The sequence below is a fragment of the Paraburkholderia polaris genome (genome assembly GCF_012927345.1).
Lineage (GTDB): Bacteria > Pseudomonadota > Gammaproteobacteria > Burkholderiales > Burkholderiaceae > Paraburkholderia > Paraburkholderia polaris.
Genome location: NZ_JABBGJ010000001.1, coordinates 159602 through 184115, shown reverse-complemented (window position 1 = coordinate 184115; position 24514 = coordinate 159602). Strand labels below are relative to the sequence as shown.

Annotated in this window: 21 protein-coding genes; 7 read left to right on the top strand and 14 right to left on the bottom strand. The window is 62.2% G+C overall.

Annotated elements, in window-relative coordinates:
* Nucleotides 1-70: 70 nt before the first annotated feature.
* The 5 genes from HHL24_RS00750 to HHL24_RS00730 all read left to right on the top strand — a co-directional run bounded on the left by HHL24_RS00750 (nucleotide 71) and on the right by HHL24_RS00730 (nucleotide 4987).
* Entirely contained in the window at nucleotides 71-544 is a 474-nt protein-coding gene (locus HHL24_RS00750) for an Lrp/AsnC family transcriptional regulator (protein WP_169483467.1), read from the top strand.
* A gap of 381 nt (nucleotides 545-925) precedes the next feature.
* On the top strand, nucleotides 926-1582 hold the full coding sequence (locus HHL24_RS00745; protein WP_169483580.1) for a peroxiredoxin: 657 nt from the start codon (nucleotides 926-928) through the stop codon (nucleotides 1580-1582).
* A 194-nt stretch (nucleotides 1583-1776) separates the two neighbouring features.
* Nucleotides 1777-2847, top strand: coding sequence for a rhodanese-like domain-containing protein (locus tag HHL24_RS00740; RefSeq protein ID WP_169483579.1), 1071 nt, complete (start codon nucleotides 1777-1779; stop codon nucleotides 2845-2847).
* A 304-nt stretch (nucleotides 2848-3151) separates the two neighbouring features.
* Complete coding sequence (locus HHL24_RS00735; RefSeq protein ID WP_169483466.1) at nucleotides 3152-4444, top strand: TAXI family TRAP transporter solute-binding subunit; 1293 nt, start codon at nucleotides 3152-3154, stop codon at nucleotides 4442-4444.
* 96 nt (nucleotides 4445-4540) lie between these two features.
* The gene (locus tag HHL24_RS00730; protein ID WP_230417283.1) at nucleotides 4541-4987 is read left to right on the top strand and encodes a DUF3455 domain-containing protein; all 447 of its coding nucleotides are present in this window, start codon (nucleotides 4541-4543) and stop codon (nucleotides 4985-4987) included.
* A 24-nt stretch (nucleotides 4988-5011) separates the two neighbouring features.
* Here the strand turns inward: HHL24_RS00730 and HHL24_RS00725 are convergent, their stop codons facing one another.
* The 8 genes from HHL24_RS00725 to HHL24_RS00690 all read right to left on the bottom strand — a co-directional run bounded on the left by HHL24_RS00725 (nucleotide 5012) and on the right by HHL24_RS00690 (nucleotide 15052).
* Nucleotides 5012-5599, bottom strand: a complete 588-nt coding sequence (locus HHL24_RS00725) for a hypothetical protein (protein ID WP_169483464.1) — start codon at nucleotides 5597-5599, stop codon at nucleotides 5012-5014.
* A gap of 489 nt (nucleotides 5600-6088) precedes the next feature.
* A complete protein-coding gene (locus tag HHL24_RS00720; RefSeq protein WP_169483463.1) occupies nucleotides 6089-7054 on the bottom strand; it encodes a D-2-hydroxyacid dehydrogenase in 966 nt (321 codons plus the stop codon).
* Nucleotides 7047-9146: a transketolase gene (tkt, locus tag HHL24_RS00715; protein WP_230417282.1), complete on the bottom strand. Its 2100-nt coding sequence runs from the start codon at nucleotides 9144-9146 to the stop codon at nucleotides 7047-7049. Before tkt ends, HHL24_RS00720 begins: the two co-directional genes overlap by 8 nt.
* 118 nt (nucleotides 9147-9264) lie before the next feature.
* On the bottom strand, nucleotides 9265-11124 hold the full coding sequence (locus HHL24_RS00710) for a TRAP transporter large permease (protein ID WP_169483462.1): 1860 nt from the start codon (nucleotides 11122-11124) through the stop codon (nucleotides 9265-9267).
* Nucleotides 11125-11128: 4 nt separating this feature from the next.
* Complete coding sequence (locus tag HHL24_RS00705; protein ID WP_169483461.1) at nucleotides 11129-12172, bottom strand: TRAP transporter substrate-binding protein; 1044 nt, start codon at nucleotides 12170-12172, stop codon at nucleotides 11129-11131.
* 170 nt (nucleotides 12173-12342) lie between these two features.
* Complete coding sequence (locus HHL24_RS00700; RefSeq protein ID WP_054033623.1) at nucleotides 12343-13107, bottom strand: SDR family NAD(P)-dependent oxidoreductase; 765 nt, start codon at nucleotides 13105-13107, stop codon at nucleotides 12343-12345.
* A gap of 104 nt (nucleotides 13108-13211) precedes the next feature.
* Nucleotides 13212-14210, bottom strand: a complete 999-nt coding sequence (locus tag HHL24_RS00695) for a transketolase family protein (RefSeq protein ID WP_169483460.1) — start codon at nucleotides 14208-14210, stop codon at nucleotides 13212-13214.
* A complete protein-coding gene (locus tag HHL24_RS00690; RefSeq protein ID WP_169483459.1) occupies nucleotides 14207-15052 on the bottom strand; it encodes a transketolase in 846 nt (281 codons plus the stop codon). The genes HHL24_RS00695 and HHL24_RS00690 overlap by 4 nt, the downstream gene beginning before the upstream one ends.
* A gap of 194 nt (nucleotides 15053-15246) precedes the next feature.
* Between HHL24_RS00690 and gcvA the strand changes: the two genes are divergently transcribed.
* Nucleotides 15247-16137 (top strand): transcriptional regulator GcvA, encoded by an 891-nt coding sequence (gene gcvA / locus HHL24_RS00685; RefSeq protein ID WP_169483458.1) that lies wholly within the window; start codon nucleotides 15247-15249, stop codon nucleotides 16135-16137.
* 65 nt (nucleotides 16138-16202) lie between these two features.
* On the opposite strand, the gene HHL24_RS00680 is transcribed toward gcvA, so the two are convergent.
* Nucleotides 16203-16514 carry a hypothetical protein gene (locus tag HHL24_RS00680; protein ID WP_154567003.1) on the bottom strand — a complete coding sequence of 104 codons (312 nt, stop codon included), beginning with the start codon at nucleotides 16512-16514 and terminating at the stop codon, nucleotides 16203-16205.
* 170 nt (nucleotides 16515-16684) lie between these two features.
* Between HHL24_RS00680 and HHL24_RS00675 the strand changes: the two genes are divergently transcribed.
* Entirely contained in the window at nucleotides 16685-17290 is a 606-nt protein-coding gene (locus HHL24_RS00675; protein WP_169483457.1) for a ParB-like protein, read from the top strand.
* Between the two features lie 82 nt (nucleotides 17291-17372).
* On the opposite strand, the gene HHL24_RS00670 is transcribed toward HHL24_RS00675, so the two are convergent.
* From HHL24_RS00670 to tssA, 5 genes are all read right to left on the bottom strand, one after another.
* Complete coding sequence (locus HHL24_RS00670; RefSeq protein WP_169483456.1) at nucleotides 17373-19064, bottom strand: purple acid phosphatase family protein; 1692 nt, start codon at nucleotides 19062-19064, stop codon at nucleotides 17373-17375.
* Between the two features lie 371 nt (nucleotides 19065-19435).
* A complete protein-coding gene (tssJ, locus tag HHL24_RS00665) occupies nucleotides 19436-19978 on the bottom strand; it encodes a type VI secretion system lipoprotein TssJ (protein WP_206002652.1) in 543 nt (180 codons plus the stop codon).
* Between the two features lie 13 nt (nucleotides 19979-19991).
* Complete coding sequence (gene tssG / locus HHL24_RS00660) at nucleotides 19992-21098, bottom strand: type VI secretion system baseplate subunit TssG (protein ID WP_169483454.1); 1107 nt, start codon at nucleotides 21096-21098, stop codon at nucleotides 19992-19994.
* Nucleotides 21095-22921 carry a type VI secretion system baseplate subunit TssF gene (gene tssF, locus HHL24_RS00655; protein ID WP_169483453.1) on the bottom strand — a complete coding sequence of 609 codons (1827 nt, stop codon included), beginning with the start codon at nucleotides 22919-22921 and terminating at the stop codon, nucleotides 21095-21097. Before tssF ends, tssG begins: the two co-directional genes overlap by 4 nt.
* A 12-nt stretch (nucleotides 22922-22933) precedes the next feature.
* Nucleotides 22934-24514, bottom strand: coding sequence for a type VI secretion system protein TssA (gene tssA / locus HHL24_RS00650; protein ID WP_206002662.1), 1581 nt, complete (start codon nucleotides 24512-24514; stop codon nucleotides 22934-22936).

Here is a 24514-nt window from a genome sequence, read left to right as displayed (position 1 = left end):
CTTAATCCCTGAATTGCTTGAATTTGGCAACTGGCGCCATTTTTCAACCGTTTTCAGGGAAAGTTAGCTAATGAAGTTTGACCGTAGCGATGTGGCCATCCTGCGCGCCCTGCAGCGCGATGCCCATACGAAAGCAGCCGACCTCGCGGAGTCGCTGGGTCTCTCACTGTCGCCGTTTTACCGGCGCATCCGGATGCTCGAAGAGTCCGGCGTCATCACCCAATACGTAACCCTGCTGGATCAGGAAAAGGCGGGATTTCCCGTCAACGCCTACGTGTCCGTGGCGATCGAGAAGAAGAACGAGACACGGCTCGCGGCGTTCGAACGCGCCATCGCCAACTTCGAGGAAGTGATGGAGTGTTACCTGATGACCGGCGCCTTCGACTACATGCTTCGGGTGGTCGCGGCCGATATTGCCGGAATAGAGCGGTTCGTGATGACCAAACTCACGAAGGTGGACGGCGTACGCGACATTCACACATCAGTCGCATTGCGTCGCGTTGAATACAAAACTGCGCTACCGCTACGCATTCGCGACGAGTGACGGCGCGCGCGCCATAAACGCTCGTGGGTCCAAAGCGCGGCCTCTTTGAGTATTGTCTCCCTGACGCAGTGCCGCGAAGCACAACTTGTCACCGCAACGGCGGATTCACTCTACGTTCGACCTACAGCGAAAGTCGTTTTTGTTCTACGCTATATGTGCGACTGCAGCGCGTCCCGATGTCTATTCCGCATCGCGGCAATTGGGGAGCGCCTCCGAATCTGCAGCGCCCGCAGATGGTCCTCCAGCGCGATACGGTGCAACCGGCCGGAGGGTGATCTCAAGTCAGACCAATCGCCTGACCCAACACCCAGGCAGCCTCGGCGGACTTCGCTCCGACCGCGGCACTGGTACCTTGGTGCACCCAACCTATGGAGACTGATGATGTCGATTCGACTAGGAGAAGACGCTCCCGATTTCACTGCCGAAACCACCGAAGGGACGATCCGTTTTCACGAATGGATCGGCGACCATTGGGTGATCCTGTTTTCGCATCCGAAGGATTTCACCCCCGTTTGCACGACGGAACTCGGGTACCTGGCGGGTCTCAAGCCAGAATTCGATAAGCGCAACACGAAAATTATCGGGCTCAGCATCGATCCCGTCAGTGACCACAAGGAGTGGGTCAAGGATATTGCGGAGACGCAGGGCCACGAGGTCAACTACCCGCTAATCGGCGACCCGGACCTGACGGTCGCGAAGCTCTACGACATGATTCATCCCGAAGCGAGCGGCGGCGGCCCGCGCACCGCGGTAGACAACGCAACCGTACGCTCGGTGTTTCTCATCGGGCCGGACAAGAAGGTCAAAGCCATGCTCGTCTATCCGATGAGTGCCGGCCGCAATTTCGACGAAGTGTTGCGGCTGCTCGATGCGCTGCAGCTCAACGCGAAACACACAGTGGCGACGCCGGTGAACTGGAAACCGGGTGAAGACGTGATCATTCCGACTTCCGTCTCCAACGATGCCGCGACGCAAAAATATCCGCAGGGTTTCAAGACCGTGAAGCCTTACCTGCGGTACGTTGAGCAACCGAAGTAAAGCGCTCCTTGATTGAAGCGGCGAGCGCCAGACAGTACGCAGTCCGGCGCCCGATATGAGTCCGGGTGCATTGATGTGGCGCAGCCTGCTGGACGGGCTGCGCCCAATTCGACTGCCTGCGGGACAGCTTGGCGACGCCCCATGGGCCGCCATCCTTAAGCGCTCGCAAAAGCGGGCCGCGGAGCGAAATCGTGTTGACCTTCCGGCAGCTATTCGATCAGCAATCGTCAACCTACACGTATCTTCTTGCCGATAGCACAACGCGAGAGGCTGTGCTGATCGATCCGGTATTTGAACAGGTGCGCCGGGATGCCGCCCTGATCGAAGAGCTTGGATTGCATCTGCTTTACACCATCGACACTCACGTTCACGCCGATCACGTGACCGGTGCATGGATGCTCAATCGCCGCACAGGCAGCCGGATTGCGATATCGGCTGCGAGCGGCGCCGAAGGCGCAGACCGCTATCTGAACCATGGAGACAAGGTCGCGTTCGGCGCAAGATACCTGGTAGTACGAGCGACACCGGGTCATACCAATGGATGTATCACACTCGTACTCGACAACGAGACCATGGCGTTTACCGGTGATTGCCTGTTGATCAGGGGCACTGGCCGCACGGATTTCCAGCGCGGTGACGCGCACACAATGTTTCGCGCGGTCCACAACCACATTTTTACGCTGCCTGCCGCGTGCCTGCTTTATCCGGCCCACGACTACCGCGGTTTGACGGTCACCAGTGTGGGCGAGGAGCGGCGCTTCAATCCACGCCTTGGCGGTGAACTGTGTGAAGACGATTTCACCGGATACATGGCGAACCTGCATCTGCCGCATCCGAAGCAGATCGACGTCGCGGTGCCTGCGAACCTGAAATGCGGCCTGGCGGAGAGCTATCCGGCGCATATGACGGAGCCCGATTGGGCGCCACTGACATGCAGCTTCGCGGGCATCTGGGAAATCAATGCCCAGTGGCTCGAGGAAAATCTGCACGCGGTCGAGATCGTCGATGTGCGCGAGCCCGACGAGTTTGACGGACCGCTTGGGCGTATCCCTGCAGCGAGACTCATTTCATTGGGTGAGCTGGCCGGGCGCGCCGCTGAACTCACGAAGGAACGCCCGATCGTGACGGTCTGCCGGGCCGGCGGACGGTCGGCACAAGCGACGGTTATGCTGCGACAAGCCGGCTTCGAGCGGGTTGCCAACCTTCCCGGCGGCATGCTCCGCTGGCGTGCAGAAGGCCGCATCGTCGAAAACGCCAGCATGTAACGGATTTTTCGGCTGATGGCGAATCGACGGAAACGGGCCCGCTCGCGGGCATGTCCCGCTTCGGCGAAGCGCTTGGCGCGGCAAACTAGTGACTGTGTTGCACCCTCGAACACATAAAGCGCATCACCGCTAGAAGTCGACGCGGCAAAACGTTGATCGCGACGATCGCAACCTCCAGTGCGAATGTGGACAATGCGTTCAAGCCGCTGCATTATCCATGCTGGCTGTCAGGACCCCCAGCGGCACGGCAAGGCGAACAATGCCCAGGCATAACCCAGCGCTTCATCGGAATGAAAAAATCCCCATGACACCGGGTCGCCGGCGGCTTCTCGTCGCCGCCGTGATACTGCTAGTGGCCGCGCTAGGCTGGGGACTCTCGGTCATACTCGAGCCCGCTTTCCGCCACACGATCGTCATCACAACCGGAGCAGACAAGGGGATCTATCGCGGCTTTGCCGATCGTTATGCGCCCATCCTGAAGCGTGATGGCATTACGCTTGATATCCGCAGTTCGTCGGGGTCGAGCGAAAATTATCAGCGGTTGAAGGATCCGGACAGCGCATACGAGGTGGGCTTCATCCAGTCTGGCACCACGAGCCCGAAAGAAACCGACCACCTGCAGACAATCGCCGCCGTCTCCTATGAACCGATCTGGGTGTTCTACCGTGGCGAGTCCACCATCACCCGGCTGGCACAACTGCGCGGCAAGCGGGTTTCAATCGGTGTTCCTGGCAGCGGCCTGCTGAACGTCTCCCAGGTATTGCTCGGGTACAGCGGCATCGCACGGGACAATACAACGCTGCTCGAAATGGACGCAGCCAAATCCTATCAAGCCCTCGAAAACGGTCAGCTGGATGCGGCTTTCTTTATCGGCAGGCCCGATGCGCCCATGCAGACAACGCTGCTGAACAGCAATCTCAAACTGATGAGTTTTGCGCAGGCCGATGCACTCGTGCAGAAATTCCCGTCGCTATCCAAGGTTATTTTTCCACGCGCCGCGACCAGCATCGTCAACGATCTGCCGCAAGCCGACGTCACGCTGCTCGCCGCCACCGCTTTGCTCGTCTCCAAAGACACGCTGCACCCCGCGCTGGCCTATCTGTTGTTGGACGCGGCCAAAACCGTCCACGGCGGCGAAGACTACTTCACGCCGCGCGGCGTGTTTCCCAATCTGAACACCGAGGAATTTCCTGTTTCCGACGAGAGCGAGCGTTACTTCAAAACCGGACGCCCCTTCCTGCAGCGCTACCTGCCATTCTGGCTGGCCAGCTTTGTCGAAAGACGTCTGCTGATCCTGCTCCCTTTCATGGCTTTATTGCTGGGCCTGCTACAAGCGTTGCCGCGCATGGCTGAGGCACGCATAAAAAAACGCCTGGTTGTCTGGTATCGCGAGATCAAAGCGCTCGAAGATGAAATATGGAAAAACAGGCATCCAACCCCGGAGCAGATTGCGCAATGGCGGGACGAGATCGAGCATATCGATGCGCATGCAAACCAGATCCGGATGCCGCAGCGTTATTTCGAGGACGTTTATGCACTCAAGCAGGCGATTGGCGTAGTCCGCGACCGGATTTCCCGTGTGGCAGGGGCGCAATAGCTCCGCCGCGCTTCACTCGAGGTGATATCCATGCTCAGGAATGTTTCGCAAGCAAGCTTCGCAACCATTGCCGTATCCATGCTAGCGGCGTGTGCCATGCCGCCCGCCAGTCCCCCGAGTGCATCCATCGACCCACCCCAAGCCGAGCGCGTGATGACACTCGCCGCGTCCGGCGTACAGAACTATTCGTGTGAATTCGACGCGCAGCAGCGTCTGGGATGGGTGTTCAAGAGCCCGCAAGCAACGCTCTACGACACGAGCGGTCACGCTGCGGTCCGGCATGGCGCAGGCCCGTCCTGGGAAGCGGAAGACGGCAGCCGGATCGTCGGCCACGTGCTCGCACAGCAGCCCAGCGAAACGCACGCGAGCATCCCCCAACTCTTGCTCGAAACGCATAGCACGTCCGGTAGCGGCACACTGTCAGCGGTGCGGTATGTGCAGCGCGTGCATACCGTCGGCGGGTTAGCGCCGACGGCACCATGTTCGACGGAACATCAGCCTGGAAGCTCACCCTATCTCGCAGACTACGTGTTCTACCGGTAGCCGCCCACGCTTCGCGTCGCGCGCTTACTTCACGTCGGGCTGGTTCGGCGGCGGCAGTGACGGATCGAGTTTCGCGGACTCTCTCACTAGCTGATCAGTCATTGCAGCCGCAACCGGATTCGAGCCGGGACGATACGGGTCGTTACGACTGGGTTGGGCCGGCGGCGGCAATGCCGGATCGAGTTGCGCGGATTCTTTGACTAACTCATCCGTGATCGCGGATGCGACTGGATTCGATCCATGACGACGCAGACTGTCACGCCTGCTTTCGGTTCGCGGCACGGGGTCAGCTTTTGGTTCAACGTAACTATGGACTGCGACCGATTCACGCGTACGCGTATTCACTCGCGGCACTTTCACCACACCTTTAGCAGGCGAATCGGATGCCGTCACCACGTTCCCGCTCGTAGCCTGGTTAGGGTCAGTCGCTGTGTTGTCGGAGAGAGACCCCGTGCCGACCACACTTCCCGTGGTCACATGGGTGTCATTCAATTGAGGGGAAGCCGCGGCCAATTGCACCGAGCTGTTTGTCGTAACGTCGGTGTCAACCGTCGAGCGACGGCTTTTGTGCAAAAGTAAAAAAACGCCGAACACCAACTCGACGAGCAGCACTCCGACTATCAATGATGTTCGTACATTCCTCATATTAACCAACGATTCGTTCAATCAATGCGATTGGATTGATGATGGCCGTCCGCTTGAAGAGCACGTGGAACGGCAGGTTCGCAGTGTCAGCCTGCGATGGATTGATGTGGGGAATGAACCGGGCGACCCGCACACGTTGATGGTCCCGCGGCAATGGTCCGGTGAATCATTCCACCGAACGGCACGGGACACGCTCGTATGCTAATGCGAAAAAACAATCTGTGCTGTAAGGTCGCCTGGTACGAGCAATACAGGCCCAGAGGGCGCGCGCATTCTCCGCGCCCGCGGCCACGGGAGACCATAGCTAGATGCGGTGGACATTCACTTGCGGGAAAGCAGTTTTCTCGTCCGGAGTAGTCGGCTTTTTGTCGGTAACGAGCTAGTTCTCTTCGCGATCGTCGCGGCTGCAATTCATCCGACGATCCGTGCGCGGCGTGGCGCCGCGTCTCCCCTCAATCAATACGCCCCGTGCACGAGATTAGTAGGCGTACCGTCGACGAAATTTTCGATGTTGTCCATTAACTGATCGGCGAGACTTTGTTGTGCCTCGTCCGACGCCCATGCAACATGCGGCGTCAGAATGACGTTCGGGCGGCCGGCCGCACGCATCAGCGGATTGTCCTCAGGAGGCGGTTCGCTTGTGGTCACGTCGAACCCCGCGCCGCTGATCAAACCTTCGTCGAGCGCCTGCACCAGTGCGCCTTCGTCGACCAGGCCGCCGCGCGCCGTGTTGATGATCAATGGCTTCCTTTTCATCGCGCGGAACTCGGGCATGGCCAGCATGTTCCGCGTGTGCGGTGTGAGCGGACTGTGCACGGTGATGATGTCGCTGGTCGTGAGCACTTCGTCCCACGGCGTGTAAAGCGGACCCAGACCGTCACGCCCCTTGTGCGCGGCAAACATGGGCTGCATGCCGAACGCTTTGCCGATTTCCGCAACACGCTGCCCGAGCACCCCTTCGCCGATGATGCCAAGACGCGCGCCGGCCAGATCGTGAATCGCGTGCGTGAAGAAGCAGAATTGCCCGGACTTCTGCCACTCGCCGGCGAGCACGTCATCGCGATACGCGATCAGATTGCGCCGCAGCGCGAGAATCAGCGCGAAGGTATGCTCGGGCACGGTGTTGATCGCATAGCCGCGAATATTGCTCACAGCAATGCCGAGCCGCTGGCAAGCTGCTTTGTCGACGCAATCGGTACCCGTGGCAGCGACGGCGACAAGCTTCAGATCGGGCAATTGATCGAGCATTTCTTGCGTCAGCGCCACCTTGTTGGTGATCGCGATCGACACCCCGGCGAGCCGCTTCAACACCTGCTCAGGCGCCGTGTTTTCATACTCGATCAACTGATGATCGAAGCGCGGTTCGCGCAACACGATTTGCGGCGCGAGTGTGGCGCGATCGAGAAAGGCGATCTTATGCATGCTCATGTCCTTGTTTGATTGACAGATGCCGCTTTGCTTCGGCCACGACATGCTGCGCCGTGATACCGAAGTGCTCGTACAACGTCTCCGCGGAAGCCGAAGCACCGAAGCCCGTCATCCCGACAAAACCACCGCGCTCGCCCAGATAGCGGTCCCAACCGAAACGCAGTGCCGCCTCGACGCCGACACGCACCGTGTTTGAACCCAAAACCGCGGCGCGATAGCCGGCGTCCTGTTCATCGAAGATTTCCCAACACGGCATTGACACCACGGCGGTCGCAATCCCCTCTTCCTGTAACTGACGGCGCGCCTGCAACGCCAACGCGACCTCGGAGCCGGTGGCAAGCAAGGTCACAACACGCGCGCCGCCCTCCGCTTCGGCCAGCACATAAGCACCACGACGCGACAACGACTCGGCGCTATGCTCGCGGCGCACCAGCGGCAACGCCTGCCTTGCAAAAACCAACGTACTCGGACCGCGCCGATGCTCCAACGCGAGTGCCCAGCACTCGGCCGCTTCCACCGCATCGGCGGGACGCAGCACGCGCATGTTCGGCATCGCACGCAATGAGGCGAGTATCTCGACGGGTTGATGCGTCGGCCCGTTTTTGCCGACGCCGATCGAGTCGTGGCTGAACACGTAGTGCACCGGCAAGCCCATCAACGCGGCCATGCGCATTGCCGGACGCTGATAGTCGGAGAACGCCAGGTAGGTGACGCTGGTCGCGACGATACCGCCGTGCGCAGCCATGCCGTTGGCCATCGCGCCCATCAGATGTTCGCGCACGCCGCAGTGGACGTACGCACCGCTGCGGTCATCGGCGGTGAAGGCGTGCAACTGGCGCTTGTGCCCCGTGGGCGCTTCGAGATCGGCGCAACCCACCATGCGCTCAGGCAGCAGTGGCGCGAACAGATCGCTGATCTCGCCCGACACAGTGATGCCAGGCTGCGGCTCGTCGCGCTCCACGGCGCGCTTGCGGTAATCGTCGAGCACATCGCGCCAGCCTTGCGGCAAGCCGCCTGCCACGACCCGTTCGAACTCGGCGCACTGCGCGTCTGGCAATGCGGCGACGCGTGCGTGCCACGCGTTGTATTGCTCGCTACTGCGCTGGCCCGCCTCGCGCCATGCGCTTAGGACTCCGGCGGGCACGTCGAACGGTGCGTGCGGCCAGCCGAGCTGTGCGCGGGCGGCGTCGGCGTCCGCCTGGAAGAGCTTGCCGCTGTGGCCGCCGCGCTGCCCTTGCAAACGCGCAATGCCGCGGCCGATGACCGTCTTGCACGCGATCATGGACGGTCGCGGGTCTTTACGCGCGATGGTCAACGCCGCACTGACCGCTTCGAGATCGTGACCGTCGACTTCGATCACATGCCACCCGGCCACGCGAAATCGCGCGCAGACGTCCTCGCTGACGGAGAGTGAGGTGCTGCCGTCGTCGGTGATCTGATTGTCGTCCCAGCAGAGGATCAGTTTGCCCAGCCGCAGATGACCGGCCAGCGAGATCATTTCCTGACCGATGCCCTCCTGCAGACAGCCATCGCCGACGAACGCATACGTGTAGTGATCGACGAGCTCGCTGCCGAATTTCGCCGCAAGATACGCTTCGGCAATCGCCATGCCGAACGCGTTGGCGATGCCCTGTCCGAGCGGACCAGTGGTCGCTTCGATACCATGCGCCGGTTCGTACTCGGGATGTCCCGCGCAATGCGAGCCGAGCTCGCGGAAGGTCTTCAGCTGGTCGAGGCCGATCGCCGCATAACCGGTCAGATACAGCAGCGAATACAGCAGCAGCGAACCGTGTCCATTGGACAGCACAAAGCGGTCGCGATCGGGCCAGGTCGGGTCCGCGGGATTGAATTTCAGGTGCCGGGTGAACAGCGCGGTGGCGATTTCCGCCATGCCGAGCGGCACACCCTGGTGGCCCTCGCCGGCTTGCAGGATCGTATCGATGGAGAGGAAGCGGATCGCATCGGCGAGCGGTAGCGGCGGCAATTGCGCTGCTTGCGCTACCGCAACGAGCGGCGCTAGCGTAGTCGATGCGAGCGAATCAAGCGAAGCATTCGATGCAGCGGATTGCGCTTCGGTGGTGGACATGGCAAAAGGCTCCTCTACACCGCCCGGGCATGCGGGGCGGCGGCAGTCAAAACGAATCGAATGGGGCGAACGAACGTCGTAAAGGAGGCTGCGCGGTGCAGCCTCATCCGTCAGCGGATCAATGCAGGAAGCCGGTGGAAATCCACGGCACCGCGGCGACGATGATCAGCCCGACCATCAACGCGGCGATGTAGCCAAGAATCGGCTTCATCCCTTCGTCAGGATGGATGCGGCTCACCGCGCAAGCCGAGTAGTAGCCGACACCGAACGGCGGTGCGAACAGGCCCACGCCCATCGACAGGATCACCACCATCGCGTAGTGCACATCGTGAATGCCCATCTGCCGTGCGATCGGGAACATCAGCGGGCCGAACAGCACGATCGCCGGAATGCCTTCGAGCACGCTACCGAGAATCACGAACACGCAGATGGAGGCGGCCATGAACATCGCCGCGCCGCCTGGCAAACCGCCGAGCGTCTGCGCAAGCTGTCCGGAGAAGCCCGATTGCGTCAACGCCCACGCCATGCTTGTTGCCGCACCGATGATCAGCAGGATCGCGCCGGACAACGTCGCGGTATCGATCAGCATCGGCTTGAGCCGCTTCCACTCGAAACGGCGATAGATCAGCAAGCCCGCCAGCACCGCATACGCAATGCCGATGGTGGAAACTTCAGTCGCCGTTGCAATACCCTCGACCACCGCCGCGCGAATCACGAACGGCAGCGCGAGCGCCGGCACCGCGATCACCAGCTTGCGCAGAATCTCAGCGCCGCTCGCGCGTTTGACGCCTGACAGGTCTTCGCGCCGGTAGCGCCACTGCACCACCGCGCACAACGTGATGGCCAGCACGATGCCCGGCAACATGCCACCCGTGAAGAGCGCCGAGATCGACACGCCGGTCACCGAGCCGAGCGTGATCAGTACGAGGCTCGGCGGAATCGTCTCGGTCTGAGCGCCAGTTGCGGCGAGCAGCGCGACGAGATCGCCCGGCTTCGCACCGCGCGCTTTCATCTCCGGAAACAGTACCGGCGCGACCGCCGCCATGTCCGCGGCCTTCGAGCCTGAGATGCCCGACACCAGATACATCGCGCCGACCAGCACATACGACAATCCGCCGCGCACGTGACCGAGCAGGCTCGCGAGGAACGCGATCATCGCCGCAGCCATACCGGTCATCTCGATCAACTGGCCGAGAAACACGAAGAGCGGCACCGAGAGCAGGATCAGATGCGACATGCCCTCATCCATCCGGCCGACCACCACCGGCATCGGCGTATTCGTGGTCAGCGCAAGGTAGCCGAAGGTGGCGAGTCCGAACGAAAAGGCGATCGGCACGCCGCTCAGCACACCGAGCGCGACCAGGCCGACAAAGAAGATCAGCAGGTTGATATTGCCGAGATCGCGCAGCAGCGGTCCAAGTGCAATGAAGATGCCGACCAGCGCGCCGACCGTTGCGAGCGCGGCGAGCGTCAGGCGCCAGTTGCCCATGCGGGCGAGCCGCACCACGGCGACCAGCAGCATCAGTGCTGAACCGACCGGCAATGCAGCTGCGCGCCACGAGTTCGACAGTTCGAGTGCCGGCGTGGTGATGAATGACTCGTCCTGCGCAAAGCTGATCGCCGGGCCGATCACCATCGCAAGGAACGCGATCGGCGCGGCGATCGCGACCACGTCGAGAAAGGCGCGCACGCCCGGCGGCGCCATGCCGACCAGCGCCGTCATCCGCATATGCTCGCCGCGCCGCAAGGCGATCACGGCGCCGAGCATGGCAAGCCACAGGAACAGCATGGAGGCGAGTTCATCGGACCACACAAGCGGCGCGTGCAGCAAGTAGCGGCTCGTCACGCCGGTCAACAGTACGACGATTTCCGCGAGCACCAGCAAGGCAGCGGGAATCTCCACCAGATGGCCGAGTGCGGAGTCGAGCGCGCAGGCAAACCGATGCTGCCGCTCGTGCGAATAGGAGATCGAGATCATCGCATTACCCCAGTTTTCCGACGGATTTCTCCATTAGCCCCCACGCCTCGTCGCCGTATTTGGCTTTCCAGTCGTGATAGAAGCTCGTCTTGGCCAGCGCGGCACGGAAAGCCTCGCGGTCGACATCGATAAAGGTAATGCCCTTCTTTTTCAGGTCGTCGCGTAACGACAGGCTGAGCTTGGCGATATCCGCGCGTTGCAGCATCGCGGCGCTTTCGAATTCACGCGTGACGATCGCGCGGATGTCGGCGGGCAGGCGCTCCCATGCGGCGCGATTGCCGAGAATCCAGTAACCGTCCCACACGTGCGATGTGAGGCTGATGTACTTCTGCACCTCATAGAGTTTGGCCGTGGCGATGATCGGCAGCGGATTCTCCTGCCCTTCCACCACGCCGGTTTGCAGCGCCGAATACAGCTCGTTGAAGTTGATCGGTGCGGGGCCGGCGTCGAGCGCTTTGAACAGCGAGGTCAGCATCGGCGCTTGCGGCACGCGAATCTTGAAGCCTTTCAGATCGGCCGGCGCGCGCAACGCTTTGGTGGACGAGCTGATCTGCCGGAAGCCGTTGTCCCAGACCTTGCTCACCGAGACGATGCCCGACTTGCCGATCTGCGCGCGGATGTAGTTGCCGAGATCGCCGTCCATCGCCTTCCAGACCGCGTCGTAGTCCTTGAACGCGAAACCGGTGTTGACGATGCCTGCTGCGGGCGTCAGCGTCGCCAGAATCGACGAAGCCTGGTTGAAGAACTCGACGCCGCCATTTCGCACCTGCGAGAGCAGATCGGTGTCGGAGCCCAGCTGATTCTGCGGAAACAGTTTGATATCGAGGCGGCCCTTGGTCGCTTCACGAATGTGATTGATCGCCTCCTGCGCGCGAATGTTGACCGGATGCGTCGGGTCCTGGCCGGTCGCGAGTTTGTACGAAAACTCGGGGGCCGCCATCGCGCTGCGCGAGATGCTCCATAGCGGCGCGGCGGCGGACATGGCCGCACCGGCCTTCAGAAAGGTGCGGCGGCTGATGCCCTGCGGGGCGTTAGAACGGGTAGTCATGGTGTCTTCCTCCAACTCTGATGGCGTGTCGTTATAGTTTGCGAAGCTAAACCGCAGCGGCTGCACGTGTCGCTCGCCACGGTCATCTGTTCTCTACTACCGGGTCTCCATCGCCGCCGCCCAGCCTCCCGCCAGACGACCCGTTCTGCCGGACCAAGCTTAACCGTGCATCAGCCGTGAATCAGCATGCCGCCGTTCACATCGATCACCGCGCCGGTGATATACGACGACAGGTTCGACGCGAGGAACAGGAAGGCGCCGGCTACATCGTCGGGCACGCCCAGGCGATTAAGCGGAATGCCGGCGAGAATTTCGCCGCGCTTGTCGTCGCTGATCTTGCCCGCGTTGATGTCGGTCTGGATCAGACCCGGCGTCACGCAGTTCACGCGGATGCCGTCGTTGCCGAGTTCGCGCGCCATCGCCTTGGCAAGACCCAGCACGCCGGCCTTCGCCGCCGAGTAATGCGGGCCGCCGAGAATGCCGCCGCCGCGCTGCGCCGAGACCGACGACATGCAGCCGATCGAACCGCTCTTCTGCTTCTTCATCTGCGGGACGACCGCTTGCGACAGGTACAACACGCCGCGCAGGTTGACGTCGAGGATACGGTCCCAGCTTTCCGGATCGATCTCGAGCAGCTTGGCGGCCTGGGTAATGCCGGCGTTGTTGATCAGGATATCGATCGAACCAAAATCGGCGACGGTGCGTTCGACGGCAGCCTGGCAAGCGCCGCGGTCGGTCACATTGCACACATAGCCGCGATGTTCGGGCCCGATCGACGCGGCGGCTTCGACCGCGGCGTTTTCGTCGAGATCGAAGATGGCGATGCGTGCGCCGTGCGCCGCGAACATACGGGCGGTCGCCATACCGATGCCGCGCGGCGACGCACCGCCGGAAATGACGGCGACCTTGCCGTCGAGTAGACGTGACTCTGACATGATGCGGATCTCCTGAATATGAAGCTTATGGTTTGCTACGTTGTTCGCTATCGGTGACTACGTGTGTGTGGCGCTGATCGACGCTTGAGGACGCTTATGGGCCTTCACCGCAGCCAGCCTTTGATCGTGTCGCACATCGCCTCGGTGGAAATACCGTAGCGGTCGTGCAAGGTCGGCAGCGCGCCCGCATCCAGAAACGCGTCGGGCAGGCCGATCTGACGGAACGGCGGCGTAACACCGTTGGTCAGCAGCACGGCAGCCACTGCCTCGCCTAATCCGCCGATCACCGTATGGTTCTCCGCCACCACCACGAGGCGGCCTGAGCGGCGCGCTTCGCGCAGCAGCGTGACGGTGTCGAGCGGCTTGATGGTCGGCACGTGCAGCACGCCCACGTCGACGCGGTCGGCGGCCAGCGCTTTGGCCGTTTCCAGCGCGCGCATCGTCATGATCCCGGACGAGATGATCAGGACCTCGGCGCCATCGCGCAGCAGCTTCGCTTTGCCGATTTCGAACTGATAGTCGTACTCGTCGAGCACGACAGGCACGTTGCCGCGTAACAGCCGCGCATATACTGGTCCGCGATGGTCGGCGATCGCCGGCACCATCTGCTCGATTTCGATGGCGTCGCACGGGTCGATCACCGTGAGGTTCGGCATCGCGCGAAACAGCGCGAGGTCTTCGGCAGCCTGGTGGCTCGGGCCGTAGCCGGTGGTAAGACCCGGCAACGCGCAGACGATCTTGACGTCGAGGTTGTCCTCGGCAATCGCCTGATGGATGAAGTCATAAGCACGGCGCGCGGCGAACACGGCGTACGTGGTGACGAACGGCTGCGCGCCTTCGTGCGCCATGCCGGCCGCGGCACCCATCAGCAGCTGTTCGGCCATGCCCATCTGGTAATAGCGCTCGGGAAATTCCTTCGCGAATAGATGCAGGTCGGTGTATTTGCCGAGGTCGGCGGTCATGCCGACCACTTCGGGCCGGTTGCGAGCCAGTTCGACCAATGCGTGGCCGAACGGGGCCGAGCGGGTTATTTGTCCTTCGCCGGCGATCGAGGCGATCATCGCCGATGTCTTCAGACGCGGTTTCGGTACGGCGGCGCTCATACGGTTCTCCCGGCTTCCAGCGCCTGCAGCGCGAGTTGCCACTCGTGCGCATCGACGCGGATAAAGTGATTTTTCTCGCGCGCTTCGAGGAACGGCACGCCACACCCCATCCGGGTATCGCAGACGATGATTCGCGGTTGCGCTTCCGGATGTGCGTGCGCCGCATCGAACGCGGCGACGACGGCCGCGAGATCGTTGCCGTCCACGCGTTGCACGAACCAGCCGAAAGCGAGGAGCTTGTCGACCAGCGGCTCGAACGCCATGACGCTCGACGACGGACCGTCGGCCTGCTGGTTGTTGACGTCGACCATCGCGATCAGGTTGTCGAGTTTCCAGTGGGCCGCGGACATCAGGCCCTCCCAGACCGCGCCTTCATCGAGCTCGCCGTCGGAGAACAGCGTGTAGACGCGGGCGTCCGAGCCTTTGCGCTTCAGACCCAGGCAGCGGCCCACCGCAATCGTCAGTCCCTGCCCGAGCGAGCCGCCGGACATCTCCATGCCGGGCGTGTAGCTGGCCATGCCGGACATCGGCAGACGGCTGTCATCGCTGCCGTAGGTTTCCAGTTCTTCGTCGGCGATGATGCGGGCCTCGATCAGCGCGGCGTACAGCGCGATGGCGTAGTGGCCGTTCGATAGCAGAAAACGGTCGCGGCCTTCCCATTCGGGGTCGTCGGCGCGATAGCGCATGGCGCGGAAGTAGGCGACGGCCAGAACATCGGCGATATCGAGCGCCTGGCCGATATAACCCTGCCCCTGCACTTCGCCCATGCGCAGCGCGTTGCGGCGAATCTGGTAGGCGTGCTCCGCGAGCTTGGTGTATGGCGCGGTTTCGCTGGTGGTCACTGTTTGTCTCCTGTCGACCGGAGTTCGCGCTTTAGCGCGCTACTCCGGTCCCATGTAACGTAGTTGGGCGTGGATCTCTTGGCAGGGACCGCTGTGATGCCGTTCCCAGTAACTCAAGCGTAATCTCGTGCTCACACGCGCTCAAACGAATTAAGATGGGTCAATTGATGAATTCAGTTCACCTTGATGCTGCTATGCACAATCGCGTTACCTTCAAGTCAATACAGGCATTCGAGGCCGCCGCGCGGCTCTCGTCGTTCGCGCTCGCAGCAGACGAACTGTTTGTCACACCCTCGGCCGTCAGCCATCAGATCAAGCTGTTGGAAGAGCAATTGAGCATTCGTCTGTTCCATCGGCTGCACCGCACGGTGATCCTGACGGACTCCGGGAGGCAATACGCTGAGGAAATCACCGCGGCGTTCGCGCGGATCGACTCGGCCACCCGTGAAATCGGGCGCGCCGCCAAGAGCGACATCCTCACGATCCATTGCACGCCCAGCTTTGCGACCCAATGGCTGATGCCGCGCATCGCGCGTTTCAGTGCAGCGCATCCAGATATCGACGTGCGATTGAACGCGTCTTCAGAGGCGGTGAATCTGATTTCAGAAGCGGTGGATATCGACATCCGCTACGGTCCGAGAAAACTGCAACCGGCCGGAACAATGGTGCTCGAATTGCCGCCTGAGACGATCGTGCCGCTGTGCTCGCCCGCGCTCATGGCGGGGGAACATCCGCTGCAGAGCGTCGCGGATTTGCGGCACCATGCGCTGATTCATAGCGAGGGGTGTCTGGTGGGCTGGCGAGACTGGATGCGCCTCCATCGCAAGACGCGGCTTGATATTGGACGCGGTCCACGTTTCGATCGCTCGTTCATGGCGATCAGCGCGGCGGTCGACGGCTTGGGCGTCTGCCTCGAAAGCCTGCTTCTGGCGCAACGCGAACTGGAAACGGGGCGACTGGTGGCGCCGTTCGGGCTGGACGGACTGCCGGTACACGGCTACACGCTGAACCTGCTGAAATCCCGCGCCGAATTGCCGAAGCTGCATAGCTTCCAGGATTGGCTGTTTGCAGAACTTGAGAAGTGATGCGCGCGCCGCTCCGATCTGGTCATGCGCAATGCGCTGCCGCCGATAGAGTGGCCTTTCGGCCTTTAAGGTTTGCCTTTGAGGGTAAACGGCGCCAACAGTGACCGTACATCGACCTGTTGCCCTTGGAGCAGAAGCAGCCTCGCGTGAAGCACCGTGTTTTCGAGGACAAGTTTGGCGGTGCTCAGCAGATACAACGCGTGGATGTCGGAGATCGACATGTTGCCTGCTTCGACCTGGTGGTGACGCTCGACAAGTGAACTCATGACGAGCCGCCTGAGTTCCTGCTCTCCAAATGGAAGGTCCGCGTAATCGATCGGGTCGTCGGCTTCCACTTCCCGCAGCAGTTCCACCAGCGTTTCCGTGCTTACGTCCATGTGCAGGCTCCACGTTGTCGTTTAAGACCAGCATAGCCAAACAGAGTCACCAGCACTCACAGCCTACCGCTTCTGTCTGAGGGAGTCCAGCCTGGGCCGTTGCGAAGTGGGTGGACAATGACCGGGCGTAGGCGCAGCAGTAGAATGACCCCGGAGACGGAGGGTCACCTATGGCAACGACAACAAGTGTCGGCATTGAACAACTGCGCCCGCTGCAGGCAACGGTGGGCATGCTGGAAGTCGATGCCAAACGAAAACGCCTTTTGGCGATGGATACAAAGTCTTTGAAAGACTTCTTGAAAAGCGCGCCGATTCCAACCGTCATTGGCAAGCATGACAGGCACTACGTCATCGACCACCACCATCTCGCGCGCGCGCTGTGGGATGGCGGCATCACGAAGGCGTTCGCCGCGGTGGTGGACGACTTGTCGCGGCTGCCGGACGCGAAGTTCTGGGACACCGTGATTGATAGACGCTGGGTGCATCCCTACGATGAACGCGGCATCCTGCGAGCCATTTCCGCGATTCCCGATGAGATCTCCGGCCTCATCGACGATCCGTACCGCAGCCTCGCCGCATTCGTGCGCGACGCGGGAGGCTATCTGAAAACGCCCGAACCCTTCGCCGAATTTCAGTGGGCGGATTTTTATCGCACGCGTATTCCGATATGGACGAGCGAATCGCAATTCAAGGCAGCCGTCGAGCAGGCTGCCCACCTTGCGTGGAGCCCCGACGCCCGGACACTGCCGGGCTTCAAGTCACGACGCGTGAAATAGCGTCGAGGTCGTACCGGCAGAGAAACGGTTCGACGCCCTGAATAGCAAATTGCTGGAGCGTCGAACTGCAGCGAAGAGCAATTTACCCTCGCCGTTTCTTCTTCAACTCAATCGTTTCGAACAACTCATAGTTCTGCGTCGGGGTCTGGTCAGCCCCCGGCGCGTGATAGTAGTTCATCGTAATCGTGGTCTCGCCACCCGGATGCCCCGGATCATGATCGAACACCGCGATACCGTAGCCGGTGCCGGTATCCCGTTGCGCCGACCAGACCGCATCTTCAACGGCATCCGCGCTGGCACGCACAAAAGTACCCGCCGTCGTACCGGCAACCGGACGATTAGGCCGCGTGAAAATACGCGCCTGCGGCAAGCCGGTACCGATATCCACCCCATACACATCGAGCGGCGCACTCGTCCCGCCACCGCCGAGAATCAGGTGAATCGTGCCGTGGCTCGTATCGAACGTCGACGCCCCTGACGATACCGCCGACATCACCGGCCGCGGCTGCAACGTATCGACCACGCGCCCGGTGGCGATATCGGTGCCCTTGTTGTGATTGCAGCCGCGCACCGGATAGCTGCGCTCGTAATCATGGTCATGCCCGCACAACACCAGGTCCACGCCATAGCGGTCGAACAGCGGCAGCCAGGCTTCGCGGATGCCCTTGTCGGAGCCGTTGCCGGTCTTCGATGAACTTAGCGCGTCCTGATGCATCTGCACGATGATCCAGTCGACTTCGTCGTCTTCCGCCGCCCGGCGCAACGTCTTCTCGAGCCAGCGGGTTTGCTCGCCCTCGCTATATCCACGCACATAGAGCGACGTGCCCGGCTGAATCGGCGGATTGCCGGTGCTCGCCACCGGCACCAAGGGACTCGGGCCCGCAACGAACGCTGCCGCATCCTGATAGACCACGTCGTCCGCATCGAGCGAAATGAAGAGCACCGAGCTCACGCGGAAGCTGTACCAGCGTCCCTGAAAGCGCGTGTGATTCTCGGGCAGCGTGTAGCGTGAGAGATACGAGGCGAGGCCCTGTTCGCCGTTGTGGAATTCGAGTTCGTGATTGCCCGGGCACGGCATCCACGGCCGGTTCGACGCGGAGGTCTGGCAGTTGTTGCCGAAATCGCGCCACACGTCCGGCTGGTGTGTCGGGTTCAGATTGGCGTAGCAGAGATCGCCGTTGAGCAGGTGGAACAGCGGCTGAAATCGCTCGACAGCCTGAACCGCGAAACGGCTCTGCGGCGACGACAGGACCCAGCCGGTATTGGGCGTCGCGAGATCGCCGTAGCTCGTCCAGCGGAATGGCGCGCGGCCTCGGGGCGCCGTGCGGAAGCTCGCGGTAAAGGGCTGAGCCGCGTTGCTGTCATTGTCGGCGCTCACCTCGTACTCGTAACTCGTATCGGCCTTCAGGCCACGCAGACGTGCGTGATAGGTGAACACGACCTCTCCGTTGATGCCATCGGTATAGGTGCTTTGGACGCCATGCACCGTCTCTCGCGCCGCGCCCGCACCGCCGAAGCGCACCTTCGGATTGACCGCCGGCGCCGGCGACGCCCACGACACGGTGACCTCGCTCGTCGGATCGTTGCCCCACGTCAGGTGGATCTGCTCCGGTGTGCCGTCGGGCGCGCTGTTCGCGGCCCGCGCCGCCGACGCGAGCGTGCCTGCGGCCGTCGCGAGGCTGGATGCGCCGGCAAACTTCAAAAACCCACGGCGCGAGACGATGGTAGCGCCCTGATCGGTCGGCGAATCCTTGGCGATTTTCTTGTTCGACATGTCTGGTGTTTTTGCATGGAGGTGGAAGGTCGCCGACGCGGACAGCGAGCGCACGGTGCTCACAGCGATATGCGGGCCGTGAATGCCGTGCCGGACCAGAGTGCGACAGCGGTGATCGGGCATCCTAGTCGTGAAACTATGACAGCCCGATGAAATGGCCGTACGTAGGAAAAACCGGCATCGCGATGTGCTCGGCACGCGGCCCATGTTCTTAGGCGATTGCCCTCGCAACCCAGGCTGCGTATCGGGTAGCAGACGCTCCACTCCGGAAGGCCGCGCGGCTCGCGCCCTGCCCGATGTCTTTCATCCAGAAGGGCGTCGAGCGTCTCGGCGGTCGCGTTGTACGGGAGATACTAGTGAGGACCCTGCTCTCACTGAGTGGGCCTTTCTTTTGCCACGTCGCCCGAGGCGACCAGTTCCCGGTCGACCAGTTCGAGCTTCAGCGGCACATCCGCCGACAGCTTCTTCTTCGGTACAACACGACGCCAGGTTCCATTCGAATCGGGGTTCCGGTAGAACGCGACGACACCCACGTATTCCGTATCCGGCTGCATCGGCTGCGACACGCTTGCGGCAGCGCCGGGATTGACTACCGTCGCAATGCTGGCCTGCAGATCCTGCGCGAGGACGGTCTTGTCGTTCTTGAGCAGATCGTCATACGAGGCCTTGTCGAAAAGCTTGCGATCCTTGAGTTGGTACACGCGCACGGCGACTGACGTCGACCGCCTTGCTTCGTCAGGGTTGACCGAGGCACGTGCGGTCAGGTCGACGTTCAGCACCTTGACCTGTTTGTAGAACACGGCGTGATACGCGCTTGAGGTCGATTCCGACACTGTCTGCCATGCACCACATGCGCTGAGCATCAGACTGGCGGCAAGGAGGGTGACGGTTATCGTCATCGGGCGGAAAGGCATAAGTACTCCAGAATCAGGCAAGCGGCGCGAGGAACGGGTTCGGCCCCGGCGCCGGAAACGCTTCATAAGAACCGAACGGAATGGTGATCAGACGTTCGTCGTCTGAAGGCAGAACCGTAGTCCAGGCAAGACGCGGCGCCGGACCTTCGTGCGCCGCGCCGATTTTCGGAGCGGGGGCGATTCGCGACGATACTTCCATGCGCAGGAACACATCGGCCTTCGTACCGGCGTATAGACGGATAAAGGCCATCAGCTCGCGGTGCAGCCATGCGCCGGGCAACAGATCATGGGCCTGTTCCGCACTGGCTGGCCGTAATGTCACGCGGGCGGCCCGGCTCCGGTACACGAGGCGCGTGCCCAGCACGTAGCCGCCACCGAGGCCACGGCGCGGGCCCTCGCCCTGTGCGCCGTCGGCACTGCCCGCGGACGTGAGCGGTTGAGGCTTGCCCGCGCCCTTGAGGGTCGGGAAGAACTCGTCGACACGAACATCGACGCCCGGCACGGCGAGTGCGACGACACCGGCAAGACCTTCTGGCGTGCGCGTACGCTGAATCAGCAGCCCAAGCAGCGCAAGAACCCGCGAATCCGGCAACCCGGCGCGCGCGGGCTTCTCACCCCAACCAAAACCTGCCAGCGACAGCAGCTTGCGCGAATGCGCATCGGTGCCGCCTGGACGGAAGCCGATCGGATAGCGGTACTTCTTCCACGCGCGATACAGCAGCGTGACAAACCGGTGATTGAACTGGTCGAGAAACGCTTCGAGCGCTTCGTGTCCTTCCGTTCGCAGCACGATGTCGTCGATCATGTGCGAGGGCATTGCCGCGTCCACGCCGTACAGTCCCATGAACGTCGTGCGTACGGTCGGCGGGGCGTTGGCTCCGTATGTGACGCCCTCCTCGTCAAGCTCGACTGAGGCGATTTCGCCGGCCGGAAAACCGACGCGAGCTCGCGGGCGGAATCTCACGGGTTCGTGTTCCGGCGTGTCACGCGTACCGAAGCCGGGACGCTCAGGCACGCGTACTTCGAGCAGCTGACACAGCTGCATGAAGTTCATCATCGGCGCGCGTGCGAGCAGCGACGCGACCAGCGGCTCCAGGTTCGGCAACGCTCTGGGCTTCATAGCGGGGAGCGCAGCGCCTTGCTGCGCGGCCATTCAGTGCGTTGCTGCGACGGCAGGCTCACGATCGCGAGCTTCGTGAACAGGTTGATTTCCGCATACAGCGCGAAGAACCGGTGCAGCAGTTCACCGAACAGCATCACGTCGCCTTCACCCGCGAACGCATGACTGTCGAGCGTGACCTCGATCAGCACGCCGCGCTCGACCGAACCACCCGATACCTCTTCGAGCAGTTCCTCCGACACATGCAGGATGCCCGCGAGGCGGCGGCGGTTCAGCTCATCATGGGTCCAGTCGTAGAGTGCGAGGGCACCGCGTAGCACTTCCGCGTCCATCATCGACAGGAAGTTCGGCACAAGGTGTGACAGCACCCGCCACTGGAAGCGATCGCCAGTGGGCGGATAGAGCGGCAACGTCGGCGCTGCCAGATTACGCACGGCTGAAACGTTCGGCGTGCTCTCGCCCAGTTCGTTGATGTTCGCTTCGCGCAGACCCTTTCTCGGCAGCATGCCGTTCGTGCCCGTCACGCGCAGCGAGAGGTTTTCTGCCGGCAGATCTTCCATCGACTCCCACGCATGACCGCCGAGGATGACCCACGTGTCATGCAGGCCTGTCACGCCCTGCCTGACGCGCGTATGGAAGTACCGCTCCGGCGCCTCGTGGCGCAGCATCCCGCCGCGGTGCCGGAACGTCGCGAATGGGACGTACTCGTAGCGCTCCGCGCTGACGTGATCGAACGATTCGATCGCGTCGACCGAGTAGGTTTCGACGTTGGCCCCCTGGTGGCCCGCGGCGACCACCCGATATTCCGTCTCGTGGTGGGTCACGTCGATCGGTTCGGCGTCGAGCGAAAACAGGTTGATGACGGGCGTACAGAAGAGCCGCACGTTCTCCGCCGTCAAGCGCCGGTCGGACGGGTAACTGTGTTTAAGCAGGATTTCCAGTTCGAAGCTGAACGCCTTGGCCGGCAGCTTCGCAATATCCAGACCGCACAGATCAACGAACAGGAATTTCTCGCGGAATGCGAAATATTCGAGCAGCAGTTGGTAGCCGGAAAAAGCGGCTTCGGCTTTTGGCCACAGGCGTTCTTCAGTGGTAAAGCCAGCGGGTTCAATGGTCACGCCCTCAAGCAGACGTGCTTCGCCGGCCGCCCGGTCTTGATGTGCCTCAGGAATGCGCCAGGAAATCGAGTCGACCTGACGCGTAAGCGCAAGGTGCATCGCGAACGCCGTCGGCAGATCGGCGTTCAGGTACAGGCGCAGCCGCGACAGATTGGTGGCGTCACGCCGTGCCGAGTGATAGATATCGAAGCGCAGCCGGATCACCGACCGGCCATCGTGGCGCACGTCCGGTCCCGCATACGTGAGGCGTACCGGCTGGAGCGTCACCGCCTGCGTCGTGCGATAGACGCATTGCACGGTTTTCGGCGTCGTGCCTTCCATGCCCGGAGTCGGCGGCGTCACGATCGGCGCCGAGCGCATCGGCACGCCGGCGGGCACGGTTTCGGTCTTCTGCAGCGTCTCGGCGAGCGGAAACAACTCCACGATCGACAGCGACGGAATCATACGCAGATAGTGCGGCCACAGCAGACTCACCAGTCCCTCGGTCAGCTCGGGCAGTTCGTCGTCGAGTTTCTGCTGCAAACGCCCCGTCAGGAACGCGAAGCCTTCGTAAAGGCGTTCGACGGATGGATCGCGATCGCCAACGCGATCGAGGTTAAGCATGCGTGCGCGATCAGGATGCGTCCGCGCGAATTCCTTGCCGGACTCACGCAGGTAGCGCATCTCGGCTTCGTAGTAGCGCAGGATTGAATCGTCTTGGTTCATGGAATCTCGTTGTTATAGCGCGAGGGTTCGCGCGGGGTCGAGCACGGTCAGTTCGCCCTGGAGTTGATCGATGCGGCGGCCGAGCGTGGGCCTGTCCGCGTCCTTGCGGTTGCTCATCGCCTTGAGCGCCTTGATCAGTTGGTGCTTCACCTCAAAGGCGAGCGCCGGCTCCCAGCGTACGAGCGGCACGGTTTGCGTGGCGGCGTCGAGTTCGGTCAGCAGCGGCAACGCGGCATCGGTGCGGCCGGCGTGATCAGCAAGGCGCGCCATCACGAAGCGTTGCAGATAGCGCTGGCGTTCGGTCCTGAGGCCGGGGAGCGCTTCCAGCCACGCGAACGCGGCTTCAAGACCCTGGCTTGCTGCAAGATCTCTCGCCTGTGCCTCGATCTCGGGCCAGTCGCCACTCGCACCATCGTCGCTGTCGGCCGAGACCGGCAACGGTGCGACCATCTCGCCCGCCTCGAGGTCGCGTACGACCGCATGCCGCGCGATCCATTCAAGAGTCGTGTCGTCGGCGAACGCCGTGCCGTCGTTGAATGCGAGCCGCTCGATGCCAGGCAGGCGCTCGAGGAAAAGCGCGAAGTCCGCCCGCAACAGTTCGCGCCAGGCGTGATACGGTGCGCCGGCATGGTCGAGCGCGACGTGCTGGAAGTACTGCAGGTCGAACCACAGATGATTCACGCCTTCCATGAACGCGCCTTCGACCCGTTCGAGCAGTTCGTGCCAGTGCTTCTGCAGCACGAGCCGCTTCATCTGCTGGCGCAATTCAGGGCGCGGCGGGACGAGGCGCGTACGGAACTGCGCGTCTGCGGGCGGCACCTCGTGCAGCGTGTCCCAGCGCACGCTGCGCACCAGCCTCACCGACGGCAGGTAGCCGTTTTCCTGATCGCGCAGCCACGCCGCCATCGTGCGCGCCTGATCCAGCAGATCGCTCGTTGAAGACACCGTGCCGATTGCCTTGCCCATGGCGCCTTGCGATGCCTGCTGGGATGAGTCCGCTTCCTGATCGGCACTGCGCGGCGACTCGCCGTTGCGTTCAAAGCGTGCGACGAGCGGTTGCAGGTTCGGGCGCGCCGCTTCGGGCCACTCGCCGGTACGCGTGACGAGCAGGTCAAGCGCCGTGATCGCGCGCCCAAGGTCCGCCGGCGCGAAGTCGCCCCGGCTTTCGAGCAGATCGACCATGCGCGTGGTCGCGAGTATTTCAAGCGCACCCTTCTTTGTTTCGGCACGTGCCGGCAGCAGCGCAATGCCAAAGCGGTCGACCAGCGCCGCGGTCAGCTCGAGGCCGTCCGCAAAACCTGGCGGGCCGTCCAGGCGCAATCGCGCGAACGTGTAGTAACCGGCCACGCGCAGATCCTTGCCTGTTTCCCTGATTAACTGCTCGCACGAACGCACGATCAGCGCGTCATCTATGCCCGTGAGCTTCGCGGCTTCGTCCTTTAGTTCGAAGAACGCATCCTCGTAGCCGGGATCGCGCCCACAGGGATGTTCGCCGGGACATGGCACGAGCCACGACGACCAGACGTCCGCGCGTGCGGGAGGCAACGAAGGAGCCGGGTTCGTGCCCAGCAGATTCTTGACGAAATGAGTCAG